Genomic DNA, 12,923 nt, shown 5'->3' on the forward strand with positions numbered 1-12,923 from the left:
ATCATTCAAATGCAGTCCAGATTTAAGAGTACAAATTATTCAATGGCACTCTATCGCTGAAACATAGGCTGAACCTGCTCTAAAGCAGGCACTTGATAGTTATCTATGTGCTCTTTCATCTTAACCACATCAACTGCATCACCGTAATTGTTGTAGGTGAAGTTTTGATGAAGATGCCCAACGATCTCAGCGGGTACGACATCAGAAACACCATTTTGTTTAAAGTGGTTAATGAAAGTGTGCCTAAAGTTATAAAAGCCCAAACTTCGCATAGTGAAGCCATTTGGTTCAGATATATAAGTCCTAAACCAGTCTCCTAACCTTTTCATAAAATGTTCCGAATTATGGTGCACCAACTCTGGGAATAGTTGTTCGTCTTTACCAATACTTTCAACATAAGTTAAAAAACCCCTCTCAATCAGAGATTTATGAATAGGTATTATTCTGCGTGAGTTTTTATTTTTAACACTTTGATGCTTGCCTTCATCCGTTATACGCAAACACCATATATCTTTGATTTTAAATATATCTTTACCTTGTAACTGAGCCATCTCATTCGGGCGTGCTCCATGTAATAAGGTTAATTGTGGTACCCAGTATCGTGACTGGTAAGGTAGGTTCGTATTCCTTGCAGTTCCAAGCTCTAGCTTAGTAAACACATCATGACTAAATATTTTTTCTAAGTCGTCCTCTGAGAAAGACTTTTGGATGTCCTTATTTAAGCCTTTTCTTTTGTTAACAATTCCACGAAATGGGTTATAGCTTAGCTTTTGATGCTTGACTGCCCAATTAAAAATGGTTGACGCGGCTTCCATATACGCACCAACGGTAGTCTCCTGAATTGTTGGCAATTTAGCTTCTTTATTTACTTCAACCCAGCTACTAACATCATTCGCATCAAAAAGATGCCTTTTACCTTTTTTATTGAATGGATTTGCAGGTAGCATTCTCAATATATCAACTACTTCTATTGCATCATCACGGGAAATTTTACTTAGATCAGAGATACCTGTAAGTGCAATAACCTTTTTGAATCGATTAATCGCCTTTTTTGTGTCAGCTAGATTAATCTCTTCGCCACCTTTGCCTGCCTGCAGCTTTTCGCTCTTTTTCTGGTTTGCTTTTTCTGCCAAGTAACTTTTTTCTAACTCATCAACTGTCAATATTGGTGTTGTATTTGCCAAAGAAGATTCTGGAGGAGTGACGGCTTTAGCAGCCACTGATGACCCGCGATCATGTTTCTGTCTAACTGCATTACCTCGTTCAAACATTTCAGCAATAGATGACGATACCAGAGCATGAGCTTCTCTCACCGTAGCTGATTGGCTATCCATAACTGAAAGATCTTTTAATTGAACAGCAATAGCACTCGCCTGAGCAAGCTCCATATTCTCAATCGAAATTCTCGCATCAATCAGATGTTTGAAAACCATGATCAACTTATTGAAGAATAAGTCAAAGGCTGCACTTCCTTTCGCAGATTCATCTAAAAGACTCTCAGATCTAACTAACTGCTCAGCCCTTTTTCGTGGTGATACAGAGTCAGGATAAATACTTCTCAATGAACTAAGTGCACCACTACAACTTAAGTCTAACGAGAAGAAGCCCTCGACTTGCTCTGCACCGCCACACGCGTCCTGAGTATCCCTCGCTTGCATTAATGCCGCTTTGAAAGTCGCGTCATTCTGAATTCTCGATACCGCCTCATGAATTAAAGAGATTCCTTTGGTCGCCATTCTCGCGACCATCTCTCGCACATGAACTTCATCGAAGCTAGTAACAGTTCCACCGATCGTAATCTCGGACATATATTCTTTAATTGCCAGTTCGTGTTGTATTCCTAATAAGTATGCTTCCTGTTTCGAACTAGCATGTAAAGTCTTTTTTACTTCTCGACGATGGTTGAAGTGTTGACGAAACTGAGGGGGAATTTGAAAGCGAAATTGCCACTTTCCATTCGGTTTTAATTGGAGATAACGCATAGTTTAGTACCATCTTTTAGTACCAAGCGTATTTTCACTTTTTAGCTTACTTTCAGTTGTGGTAAGCACATGATTTGAAAGGATTTAGATAGCAAAAAGCCGTCACATCAGTAACGGCTTTTTAAATGGGTGGGAACCCAGCCACATCCCGGCACACAAGTCACTCGCTGCGGCTGCTCCCTTCCAGGCCTGACCGAGTTCACGAGTTATTGTTGCGGGAGGACCAGGCCCCCATAGATTCGTTTTCTAAGAGGCTTGCCTCAAAGAGTGATTGGATTATTAAGCATCACAGCAACCATTGCAAGCCCTTCCACCCTATTTTTGAACAATTGCTGTCTAAGTGCTTATCCTTTATTCAAACCACTAGAAAATCGCAGGTAAATTCACCATTTACCTGCATTTGTAAGGTTTGGTTTATCTACGTACTAGATATCGATGTCTTCGTTATCTTCTGTACGAATGATGTAGTCTGTCATCCACGCGGTGCCTAATAAACATAACCACACCACAAAGACTGGACTAGGCACTTCGATGCTTGGGGTAATCACCAGTGCCGCAAAACCAACCGTCGGCAATGTCCAACACAATAATTTATTCCAGCGGAAGGTTTTCAAGCGCGTCAGTGTTTCCATCGATGCCATGATGCCCGTTACACACAAAGCAACCAAAGCGGCATAAGGTAAATCGGCCATCCATAATGGAAGTATCAAGCCTAATGACCACCAGCTGTGTCGGCTGGCTGGCTTAAGATGATTTGCCGCCCACCAAATAACGATGATTGACAAGGTTTGTAGTGTGGTAACCCAAGGAACGCCTTCAAGCTTACCTGCAGATTGCGTGACCATAATCCCGACTTGTAGCGTTGCGACGATCAAGCCAGAAATAATCACGACCGACAAACTGCTGCGTTTTGAAAAGACCACCATCAATAGTGGGAATAATACCCATACACTGACTGAGAGCGTTATGGGTTGTAGCGGTAGCGTTAATCCATAAGTGGTCATGGAGACAAGCAAAGCTAATCCTGCGATGCCTCCTTGCGGCAAAATCCATAAAGCAGGAATGACCATTGCAAGTACTGGGATATCTCCCTCACTTAAACTGATTGCTCTCGCGCAGACAACCGCTAATAATGTGGTTATCAAGAACTGAAACGTTGTAAATACCATAGCCCTCTCCTTCTACCGATCCGTGGTATTAATGAACTAGGAACATTTAGTATGGACCAATTTTTGCCTCAAATCTTTGCTGTGATTCACCAAATTCCATATGGGAAAGTAACAACTTATGGAGACATCGCACGTTTTTCAGGATTTCCGGGCTATGCGCGCCATGTTGGTAAAGCGCTGGGTAACCTGCCAGAAGGTAGTAAACTGCCTTGGTATCGGGTAATCAACAGCAAGGGTGAAATATCTTTAAAGGGTGATTCGTTCGACCGACAAAAGCAGCATTTGGTTAAAGAAGGGGTTGAGGTGAGTGATGCAGGAAAGATCAAACTCAGAATATACAAATGGCAGCCCTAGAGCTGCCACTAATCGCTAATTCAACTGGCTAAGTTAAGCCAATCAAGATGCCTTAACAATGGCATCGATTTCTTGTTAACGAACACCAACTAAACGTAGGTCTGCTTGCTGTGTATTTTCTACATCAGTAATTACTGACTTAATAGTGTCAGTAGTGAAGCGCAGTTTACCGTCAACGTGAATCGTTGCGCGCATGTTGTAACGGTGGTTAGCTTTAATCTTGTTATTGTCGTAGCTCAGCTCGAATGCGAACGGCACTTGCTTACCGTCAGTGGTGAACTCTTGAGTTGCGATAACCGTCGATGGTGCGTCAGCCAGTGAGATGTCTTCTAGCGTAACAGTCACCACGGCATTCTCTGGCAATGCAATTCTTTCACGGTAGCTTACTGTTCCTGAAATCACTTGAGTGTTCTCTGTAACCACTTCCTGAGAAGCGTTCGTTTCTGATGTTGCTTGGCAACCAACAAGTAGGCCAAACGATACTAAAGACGTAATAAGAATTAGAGCCTTTTTCATATTCAATTTCTCTCAACATGTTTGCCGGACTCGGCAAATCTACCCACCAATTATAAGAGAGCTTTCATATTCTGTCTTGAAACCCTATGATTTATTGACAGATATCTGACTAAGCTAAATGATTAACACAATAATCTGACATCCATTTTACCAAGAGGCATGCTGGCGATGAGTCAACCTTTACAAGAATTATTAAGTTTACTTCAGCTAGAGAAGCTGGAAGAAGGTCTGTTCCGCGGGCAAAGTGAGAACCTAGGTCTACCACAGGTTTATGGTGGTCAAGTATTAGGGCAAGCGCTTTCTGCTGCTCGTTATACCGTTCAAGATGACCGTAGTGTGCACTCGTTTCATAGTTACTTTCTATTTCCTGGCGATCCTGAAAAGCCAATTATTTACGATGTTGAGAACCTAAGAGATGGACGCAGCTTCAGCACGCGCCGTGTGAAAGCGATTCAAAATGGCCGCCCTATTTTCTATCTCACGGCTTCTTATCACGGTGATGCTCCAGGCTTTGAGCACCAGATTTCAATGCCTGATATTCCTGGGCCAGAGAACTTTGCATCTGAAACCGAGTTAGCGAGCCACATTGCGGAGTTCCTACCAGAGAAACTGCGTAAAACCTTCTGTGGTGAAAAGCCGATTGAGATGCGCCCTGTGACGGTCGTGAATCCACTCAATCCTAAGAAGGCGGAAGCGAAGCAGTACCTTTGGGTAAGAGCAAATGGCGCAATGCCAGACAACCAATTGATTCACCAATACCTGCTGGCTTACGCGTCCGATTGGGGATTCTTGGTGACAGCACTTCACCCACATGAAGTGTCAATCATGACGCCCAACTTCCAAGTGGCGACGATTGACCACTCAATCTGGTTCCACCGCCCGTTCAAAATGGATGAGTGGCTGCTTTATGCGATTGAAAGTCCGACGGCGGCGAACACTCGTGGCCTAGTGCGCGGCGAAATTTTTAATCAGAAAGGTGAGCTCGTAGCGACAGCCGTGCAAGAAGGTGTGATGCGTTTTACTAAATAGCGCTCAAATAAATAGCGAATAAACGCTTTTTACAAGCCCAAAATATGTACGAGAAAACAAAAAGAGAGGCTAGGTTTAATACCTAGCCTCTCTTTTTTATAACACTAACGAAAAGCCGTCACTTAAGAGTGACTAAAATCTATTCTGCTTCTAGCGTAGGCTCAAACTCGCTCTGTACTCGTGTTTTGATGCCATCTCCGGCATCTCGCAGAAGGTTAAATGGTGATAGCACCACACCTTTCACAGCACCTTCTGCAGCGTCCTGAGCCAAAGCTTGACTCTTATCTGCCAACAAATTAGCTTGCACCAAAATATTCGGCACTTCCGCTCTTAGCATTTCAGATTCAGTAACAACGGCGGGGATAGTTTGCTCGCGGTACGATTTACTTTCAGCGAGCATCGGTGGCATGACATCCACACGGTATCGCTTCAGCTCAGTCAATGTTGGTGGGATGACATCGGTTCTGACCTGCTCGACTTCCGTTCGGACATTTTTCACTTCATCTAATATCGCAGGGATTTTGTTGTCGATCGATGAAACGGTTTGATTCACGTCATCTATCGTCTTTCTGACCTCTTCGACTGTGTTCAAAACTTGAGGAGCAAGCTCGCTGACATGTTCAGCAAACGCTAGCAGCTCTTCCACTTTTAGCCCTTTCGTGAGACCGGATAAATCTTCGATAACCTGCGGATAAGTATCGACGATCTCCCCTACTTTATTAGTAAACGAGTAGATGGTGTAACCCAAGTAAAAAATGGCGACCGCCAATACCAGCTGGATAGCGGTAGATACTTTTGCAAACATGAATAATCCTTTTCTTTTATCGCAGAGGCGAGATCTAAACAGAGAAAATAGTTAAACTGAAACGATAGGTAGCCTAAGATTAGTTTGAGCTTAAAGCGGCAGTGCTGTTGTGTACTTCAATGGTTCCATCGCAAATGTCGAGGTCACATTAGAGATTCCGTCAATGCTATTCACCAAGCGCTTGTAGAAATCATCAAAGCACTTCATGTCTTTAACCTGAACCTTCATCATATAGTCATATTCGCCAGCCATGCGATAGAACTCCATCACTTCTGGAAATTCCGACACAGTATTCACAAAACGACCATACCACTCATGAGAATGATCACTGGTTTTAATCAATACGAACGCGGTAAAAGAAAGATCGAGCTTTTCGGGATTCAGTAACGCCACTCTTTTCTCAATAATGCCGTTCTCTTCGAGGCGCTTAAGCCTTTTCCAGCAAGGCGTTGTGGTGAGATTGACCGCTTCAGAAATGTCATTCAATGACAGGGTGCTGTCTTCTTGCAGTAATCCTAATATTTTTTTATCTACGGCATCTATCACACTTTCACCAAATCGCATTTAAAGAGAATTATTTTCTACAAGTTAAGCAAAACAAAGCAAATATGGCAAAGTTTTTCTCTCTGATTGTAGCTAAATTAGAACCATACCAATTACAAAGAATTCCTACACTCGATCAGGAGAACGCTTATGTGCACTGACCATCAATGGATTAACAACGCGATTCGTAAAATTGAAGCCGACTACCAACGCTCAGCGGATACGCACCTTATCAAGCTCGAACTACCAAGTATCGAAGGCATTGATGTTTACCTTAAAGATGAAAGCACACACCCTACGGGCTCTTTGAAGCACCGCTTAGCGCGTTCTCTGTTCTTATACGCTATCTGTAATGGTTGGGTTGGCCCAGAAACAACGATCATTGAATCTTCATCGGGCAGCACAGCCGTGTCTGAGGCGTACTTTGCTCGCCTACTAGGTCTTCCGTTTATTGCAGTAATGCCAAAATGCACAGCGAAGAAGAAGATTGAGCAGATAGAATTCTACGGCGGCCAAGCACATCTTGTGGATCGCTCAGATGAAATTTACGATGAGTCTCGTCGTTTAGCAGAAGAGCTGAATGGTCATTACATGGACCAATTTACTTACGCTGAGCGCGCAACCGACTGGCGTGGTAACAACAACATCGCGAACTCGATTTTCAATCAAATGCAGATGGAAGATCACCCAGTTCCGGCTTGGGTAGTAATGAGCCCAGGTACTGGCGGTACTTCAGCGACGATTGGCCGCTTCATTCGCTACCAACAACATGAAACTAAGCTTTGTGTTGTCGACCCTGAGAACTCTGTATTCCACGAATACTTCCAAACAGGCAATGCGAACGTGAAAGGCAGTACATTCAGCAAGATTGAAGGGATTGGTCGCCCACGAGCAGAGCCAAGCTTCATTCCTGGAGTGGTTGACGAAATGCGTAAAATTCCAGATGCCGCAAGTATCGCAACGACACATTGGTTATCTGACATTCTTGGACGCAAGGTTGGCGCATCAACCGGTACTAACATGTACGGTGTGCTTCAGCTAGCCAGTGAAATGAAAGCACGTGGCGAAACAGGTTCTATTGTGACTTTGCTATGTGATAGCGGTGAACGTTACCTAGACACTTACTTCAATGACGAGTGGGTAAATCTAAATATCGGCGACCTACAACCGTACGCGGCGAAGTTAGAAGCTTTCTCGCAAACAGGTGAGCTGGCTTAAATACAGAGCAAGCACCGACTCCAAACTAAAAAGAGCCTTGATGGGCTCTTTTTGTTTATTCATTCTATTAATCAACCACCAACGAGAACAAATTACTCTGGCTTCTGCTTCGCTTCAAATGCCGCTAGTTGTTCAGGCGTCGCTTTTGGCTGATGGTTTTGTTTCCACTCATCGTAAGTCATGCCATATACGCGCTCACGAGCGTCATCGATATCCAAGTCTAAGCCTTGTTGCTCAGCTTCCGCTTTGTACCATTTGCTGAAACAGTTACGGCAGAAGCCCGCCAAGATCATCAGATCGATGTTCTGCACATCTTTATTGTTATCTAGGTGCGCTAACAGGCGACGAAAGGTTGCTGCATCCAGCTTATCCTGTTCTTCTTGAGAAAGATCTTTGTATTTAAATTCAGCCACTTTACTTTCCTTTATTCGATTTATTGTATTAATTCGTTGAGCTCTGTTTGTTATACAAAAAAGCCTGCCATTCGCTAGGAGCAAACGCAGGCTTTTCAATATTGTTACACTATTCCATGTTTATTAGCCGTGCGAGCTTCTTCCCACGTTATCGTGGCTCAGCTCCTTATTTAGAACCGCTTCCACATGACCTGGAGAACGTGTTGAGCCAGAAATCAGTCGGTACATCGCAGGGATAACGAACAGAGTTACCAATGTCGCGAAACCCATACCGAAGAAGATAACCGTACCCACTGCCACTCGGCTTTCATAGCCTGCGCCCGTTGAAGTAATCAATGGGATGGCACCAGCTAGTGTGGTAAACGCCGTCATCAAGATTGGACGTAAACGTCGAGCCGAAGCATCAATGATCGCCTTTTCAAACTCAATGCCACGGTCACGAAGTTGGTTAGCAAACTCTACGATCAAGATACCGTTTTTGGTCACCATACCGATCAACATGATCATACCAATCTGGCTGTAGACATTGAGCCCTTGATTCATCAACACCAAACCTAAGAAGCCACCAAAGATACCCATAGGTACGGTGAACATCACCACCAGCGGGTTAATGAAGCTTTCAAACTGCGCGGCCAGTACCAAGTACGCGACCAGCATCGCTAGCGCAAATACCACTAAGATACTTGATTGGTTCTCTTTAAAGTCTTTTGACTCGCCAGAGTAACTCACTGAAATATCGCCCGGTAGCTGTTCAATCGCTTGTTCATCAAGGAAATCGAGTGCGTCACCCAGCGTGTAGCCTTCCATTAGGTTCGCTTTGATGGTCACCGATTTCTGCTTGTTGTAGTGCGACAAACGAATCGATGAAGCCACTTCTTCAATGTGCGTCAACGTATCGAGTGTAACCAGCTCACCAGACTGAGTTCGCATGTAGATTTGGCTCAAGTCATTAGCATTATTAAAGCTGTTCTCATCACCACGCAAGTAAACATCGTACTCTTCACCACGGTCAACGAAGGTCGTTTCACTGCGGCCGCCAAGCATGATTTCTAACGTATCTGAGATGTCTGAAACGCTAACACCTAGCTCTGCTGCACGCTGCTTATCTACGGTTACCAATAGCTCTGGTGTTTTCTCAGAGTAATCGATGTCCGCGCCTTCCATCATTGGAGAGTCTTCAGCCGCTTGCTTTAACAGTTCGCCCCACTTCTGAAGCTCAGAGTAATCAGAGCCACCCAGTACGAATTGCACAGGCTCACTTGAACCACCTTTGAAGCCCGGCATGAACGGGAATACACGTACATCAGGAATACCATTTAAAGATTTACGAACTTCGTTCAACGCTTCCTGAGCGGTTTCATCACGTTCATCCCAATCTTCTAGGATCATGATAACGAAGCCCGTTTGGTCGCCCGCATTACCACCAAACGCTGGTGATTGAATACTAAATGACTTCAAGAAACCTTGACCAAGCAGCGGCATTAGGCGCTCTTCAACGATGTCCATATTGGCAGACATACGGTTGTAACTGGTTGCATCAGCACCACGAACAAATGCAAAGATAACACCACGGTCTTCTTGAGGCGTCAGTTGCGACGGCACTTGTTGCATCAAGCCATAGCTACCGCCCATACACGCGATAATGATGATTGGAGCTGCCCAACGCCAGTTTAAAGCACGGCGCAATACCGAGCGGTATCCAGACTCAAGTTTGCCAAATACGCGCTCGACAAACAGGTTGAAACGGTTTGGTTTAACGTTCGCTTTTAGGATTTTACTGCCTAACACTGGCGTTAACGTTAGTGCGACTAGCGACGAGAAGATCACCGACATCGCCAACAGTACCGAGAACTCGGTAAACAAGAGACCGACCATGCCATCCATGAACGAGATTGGCAGGAATACCATCACCAATACAAGCGTTGTTGCGATTACCGCGAATCCTACTTCACGCGTCCCTTTATAAGCCGCAAGCAATGGCGATTCACCACGTTCAATGTGATGGAAAATATTCTCAACCACCACGATGGCGTCATCGACCACCAAACCAATAGACAGGATAAGTGCCATCAAGGTGATTAGGTTAATAGAGAAACCAAAGTAGTAAGCCGCAATAAACGACGAAATCAGAGATACTGGAACGGTTACCGCTGGAATCAGCGTTGCACGCGCTTGACCTATGAAGACGTAAAGTACGAGGATAACTAAACCACCCGTAATAAAGAGTGTGCTGTAAACCTCTGAGATCGAACGATCGATAAAGACAGTTGAGTCATAGTCGACAGCCAAACGAGTACCATCTGGCAAGAACTTTTGAATTGCTTCGACTTCTTTATGAACTAAGTCTGCCACCTCAAGTGGGTTCGCATCTGACTGAGGCACAATCCCCATACTAACGTTAACAACGCCGTCACTCTTAAAGGTCGAGTTCTCGTTTTCTGCGCCAATATAAACATCCGCAACGTCTTTTAAGTAGATAGGTGTGTTATCAGAAGCACGTTTTACCACTAGGTATTCGAAATCTTCCGCTTCAGTGTAAGAACGAGCGGTACGAACCGACATCACAATCGCATCGTTACGTACTTCACCACCCGGGCTTTCAATGTTCTCACTGTTTAACGCAGAAGTGATGTCCGAAGTAGTCACGCCGCGACCTGCCATCTGCGCAGGTTTCAGCTTCACGTACATTACTTTGTACAAGCCACCCGAGATATCCACCGAGCTCACACCTGAGATCAAACTAAAGCGGTCAATCAACACACGTTCGGTGTAATCGGTTAACTGCGTTCGGTCCATCTCCGTCGAGCTTAAGTTGATGTAGACCGAGGCTTCACCACTACCATTGTTCTTATAAACAATTGGGTCGTCGGCTTCATCTGGCAACGAACGCTGAGCACGCGCTACGGCATCACGAACATCACTGACACCAGTATTGAGGTCGTAACCAAGCTCAAAAGTAATCGTGATACGCGACATACCGTTACGCGTTGTGGATTCGATCTCATCGATACCACTGATGCCGGATAACTGGTCTTCAAGATTGGAGGTTATTTGACTTTCAATGATGGTGGCAGACGCACCCTCATAACGAGTACTGATCGATACCACCGGGCTTTCAATATCAGGCATCTCGCGAACTGCAAGCTTATTGAAAGAGACAATACCAAACACAACCAAAAGCAGACTCAATACGACAGCCGCTACTGGTCTCTTTACAGAAACATCAGATAACAACATTAGTTAGCGCCTTCTTGTGCTGCTGTATTTTCATCAAGTTTAGCTGGGCGATTAACGGCGAGCTCTTGAACCAAGACGCCGTCTCGCATGTTCACGATACCTTGCACCACGATCTTCTGACCAATCTCGATGCCCTTGTCGATCACAACTTCGTTATCGATTCGTGCACCCAAGAACACTTCGGTACGAGTCGCCTTGTTATCTTCGCCAATAACATAGACGAAACGCTTAGTACCAGAATACTCAAGCGCTTGAACTGGGATAATCGGCGCTTCTACCGGAGGGAAATCCATATCAGCGGCCACTAACATGCCCGGCTTCAAGTAATCATTGTTGTTATCAAAGTGGATTCGAACTCGAAGGTTCAAGGTTTCAGCATTAATACGAGAATCAATGCCTACCACTGTGCCAGTGAACTGAGTCTCGCCCCACGCACTGGTGCGAGCCGTCACTGTCATGCCTTTAGACAGCTTAGAAAGGTAACGCTCAGGAATTTGAAGATCTAACTGCATCACAGACAAATCATCTAAAGTCACAAGCTCAGTACCTGCTGTCACCATTTTTCCGCGGCTAAAGTCGATAAAACCGACCGTGCCAGAGAAAGGCGCGCTGATGTGTAAGTCTTTAAGATTGGCATTGGCGGCAGCTAGGCGAGCATTGGCGATCTCTACATTAGTTTTCTGAGCGTCAATTTCAGTTTGCGTGATCGCGTTGCGTTTCACTAGTCGTTGGAATTCCGCTAGCTTACGTTGCTCGTCTTTTAGGTACGCTTGCGCTTCTGCAACTGCAGCTTTTGCTTTGTCGTCATCTAATTGAACCAACATCTGCCCTTTGGTGACATCTTGATTGGCTTTGATGTTGATAGAGTCAACTCTGCCCGCTACTTCAGAGGTAATGATCACAGATTGTTCTGCTTCTAACTTACCTACCAAAGAAAGAGATTGGCTAACTTGGTGAATATCAACTTGCTCAGTAACAACAGTGACAGTGCTAGGGCCCATGCGTTTAGCTAGTGCGGCTGGAGACGCCATAAGAATAGACAAGCTAAGCAGGGTTAAAACAGATTTATGCTTCATAATAATGGTCTGCAAGTGAGATTTAATATCTATAAATGAAATTAACCGTATTCTATCAACTGATGAATGCTGTAACGTCAAGAAGTGTAAATCTAGATTAAATTCCATTTACGTTTCTTGGCGAATTGCACAAACCAAACACAATGTAGAAAGCGAGTTACCTCAAGGTGTTACCTATCACTACGTAAACCTTAGTACAGATGTTCACTTCCCGAGCAATATGCGTACTTTTCGCCATCTTTGCCCAAAAAGGCAGCATTCAACACAAAACCATAAGAAAAACTCTTTACAGGTTTAACGTGTTTGCTATGATGCGCTCCGCACTTGAGAGATGCGTTGGGAAAAACATCTCTTTAGCCTATCCATTATGAGTTAGGAAAAACACCCTGGAGGGGTTCCCGAGTGGCCAAAGGGAGCAGACTGTAAATCTGCCGGCACTGCCTTCGATGGTTCGAATCCGTCTCCCTCCACCATATTCTTCTTACCTCTTTTGAGAGTTAAGAGAACAACCTAGTTGATGGGCTTATGGGAAAACATCAATTTAGGCTTACTTTGTGAAGAGTAAGACACACCCTGGAGGG

The 12,923-nt window shown here is 44.5% G+C and carries 11 protein-coding genes, 1 tRNA gene and 1 other RNA gene; 4 read left to right on the forward strand and 9 right to left on the reverse strand.

Features of this window, described 5'->3' with window-relative positions; genetic code table 11:
* Window positions 1–50: 50 nt before the first annotated feature.
* From AACT19_RS23585 to AACT19_RS23595, 3 genes are all read right to left on the reverse strand, one after another.
* Window positions 51–1,982 carry a site-specific integrase gene (locus AACT19_RS23585; protein WP_076649051.1) on the reverse strand — a complete coding sequence of 644 codons (1,932 nt, stop codon included), beginning with the start codon at window positions 1,980–1,982 and terminating at the stop codon, window positions 51–53.
* Window positions 1,983–2,114: 132 nt separating this feature from the next.
* Window positions 2,115–2,211, reverse strand: an RNA gene (gene ffs, locus AACT19_RS23590) — signal recognition particle sRNA small type.
* A 196-nt stretch (window positions 2,212–2,407) separates the two neighbouring features.
* Window positions 2,408–3,151: a hypothetical protein gene (locus tag AACT19_RS23595; protein WP_017080372.1), complete on the reverse strand. Its 744-nt coding sequence runs from the start codon at window positions 3,149–3,151 to the stop codon at window positions 2,408–2,410.
* Between the two features lie 51 nt (window positions 3,152–3,202).
* Between AACT19_RS23595 and AACT19_RS23600 the strand changes: the two genes are divergently transcribed.
* Window positions 3,203–3,505, forward strand: a complete 303-nt coding sequence (locus tag AACT19_RS23600) for an MGMT family protein (protein ID WP_004736416.1) — start codon at window positions 3,203–3,205, stop codon at window positions 3,503–3,505.
* A 75-nt stretch (window positions 3,506–3,580) separates the two neighbouring features.
* Here AACT19_RS23600 and AACT19_RS23605 read toward each other — a convergent pair whose 3' ends face one another.
* Window positions 3,581–4,021 (reverse strand): YbaY family lipoprotein, encoded by a 441-nt coding sequence (locus AACT19_RS23605; RefSeq protein WP_076649053.1) that lies wholly within the window; start codon window positions 4,019–4,021, stop codon window positions 3,581–3,583.
* A 168-nt stretch (window positions 4,022–4,189) separates the two neighbouring features.
* On the opposite strand from AACT19_RS23605, the gene tesB reads away from it, so the two are divergent.
* The gene (tesB, locus tag AACT19_RS23610; protein ID WP_026012255.1) at window positions 4,190–5,050 is read left to right on the forward strand and encodes an acyl-CoA thioesterase II; all 861 of its coding nucleotides are present in this window, start codon (window positions 4,190–4,192) and stop codon (window positions 5,048–5,050) included.
* Between the two features lie 139 nt (window positions 5,051–5,189).
* Here tesB and AACT19_RS23615 read toward each other — a convergent pair whose 3' ends face one another.
* Together AACT19_RS23615 and AACT19_RS23620 are read right to left on the reverse strand one after the other, a co-directional pair.
* Window positions 5,190–5,855 (reverse strand): hypothetical protein, encoded by a 666-nt coding sequence (locus AACT19_RS23615; RefSeq protein ID WP_076649055.1) that lies wholly within the window; start codon window positions 5,853–5,855, stop codon window positions 5,190–5,192.
* Window positions 5,856–5,945: 90 nt separating this feature from the next.
* The gene (locus tag AACT19_RS23620; RefSeq protein WP_017078855.1) at window positions 5,946–6,419 is read right to left on the reverse strand and encodes an Lrp/AsnC family transcriptional regulator; all 474 of its coding nucleotides are present in this window, start codon (window positions 6,417–6,419) and stop codon (window positions 5,946–5,948) included.
* Window positions 6,420–6,548: 129 nt separating this feature from the next.
* Here AACT19_RS23620 and AACT19_RS23625 point away from each other — a divergent pair, with 129 nt between their 5' ends.
* Window positions 6,549–7,616: a PLP-dependent cysteine synthase family protein gene (locus AACT19_RS23625; protein WP_050634811.1), complete on the forward strand. Its 1,068-nt coding sequence runs from the start codon at window positions 6,549–6,551 to the stop codon at window positions 7,614–7,616.
* Window positions 7,617–7,708: 92 nt separating this feature from the next.
* Here the strand turns inward: AACT19_RS23625 and AACT19_RS23630 are convergent, their stop codons facing one another.
* The 3 genes from AACT19_RS23630 to AACT19_RS23640 all read right to left on the reverse strand — a co-directional run bounded on the left by AACT19_RS23630 (window position 7,709) and on the right by AACT19_RS23640 (window position 12,342).
* Window positions 7,709–8,029, reverse strand: a complete 321-nt coding sequence (locus AACT19_RS23630; protein ID WP_004736423.1) for a DUF1244 domain-containing protein — start codon at window positions 8,027–8,029, stop codon at window positions 7,709–7,711.
* Window positions 8,030–8,152: 123 nt separating this feature from the next.
* Entirely contained in the window at window positions 8,153–11,266 is a 3,114-nt protein-coding gene (gene vexH / locus AACT19_RS23635) for a vibriobactin export RND transporter permease subunit VexH (RefSeq protein WP_065681128.1), read from the reverse strand.
* Window positions 11,266–12,342, reverse strand: a complete 1,077-nt coding sequence (locus tag AACT19_RS23640; protein WP_029222602.1) for an efflux RND transporter periplasmic adaptor subunit — start codon at window positions 12,340–12,342, stop codon at window positions 11,266–11,268. Before AACT19_RS23640 ends, vexH begins: the two co-directional genes overlap by 1 nt.
* Window positions 12,343–12,730: 388 nt before the next feature.
* Here AACT19_RS23640 and AACT19_RS23645 point away from each other — a divergent pair.
* Window positions 12,731–12,815: transfer RNA gene (locus AACT19_RS23645), tRNA-Tyr, on the forward strand.
* Window positions 12,816–12,923: the final 108 nt, after the last annotated feature.

This window comes from Vibrio sp. 10N.222.47.A9, assembly GCF_963872585.1.
GTDB lineage: Bacteria > Pseudomonadota > Gammaproteobacteria > Enterobacterales > Vibrionaceae > Vibrio > Vibrio splendidus.

Bases quoted from the DNA above. Each gene is read 5' to 3' on its own strand.
- vexH (WP_065681128.1), bottom strand. From the start codon at position 11,266: ATGTTGTTATCTGATGTTTCTGTAAAGAGACCAGTAGCGGCTGTCGTA.
- AACT19_RS23585 (WP_076649051.1), bottom strand. From the start codon at position 1,982: ATGCGTTATCTCCAATTAAAACCGAATGGAAAGTGGCAATTTCGCTTT.
- AACT19_RS23595 (WP_017080372.1), bottom strand. From the start codon at position 3,151: ATGGTATTTACAACGTTTCAGTTCTTGATAACCACATTATTAGCGGTT.
- AACT19_RS23625 (WP_050634811.1), top strand. From the start codon at position 6,549: ATGTGCACTGACCATCAATGGATTAACAACGCGATTCGTAAAATTGAA.
- AACT19_RS23620 (WP_017078855.1), bottom strand. From the start codon at position 6,419: ATGCGATTTGGTGAAAGTGTGATAGATGCCGTAGATAAAAAAATATTA.
- AACT19_RS23615 (WP_076649055.1), bottom strand. From the start codon at position 5,855: ATGTTTGCAAAAGTATCTACCGCTATCCAGCTGGTATTGGCGGTCGCC.
- AACT19_RS23605 (WP_076649053.1), bottom strand. From the start codon at position 4,021: ATGAAAAAGGCTCTAATTCTTATTACGTCTTTAGTATCGTTTGGCCTA.
- tesB (WP_026012255.1), top strand. From the start codon at position 4,190: ATGAGTCAACCTTTACAAGAATTATTAAGTTTACTTCAGCTAGAGAAG.
- AACT19_RS23600 (WP_004736416.1), top strand. From the start codon at position 3,203: ATGGACCAATTTTTGCCTCAAATCTTTGCTGTGATTCACCAAATTCCA.
- AACT19_RS23640 (WP_029222602.1), bottom strand. From the start codon at position 12,342: ATGAAGCATAAATCTGTTTTAACCCTGCTTAGCTTGTCTATTCTTATG.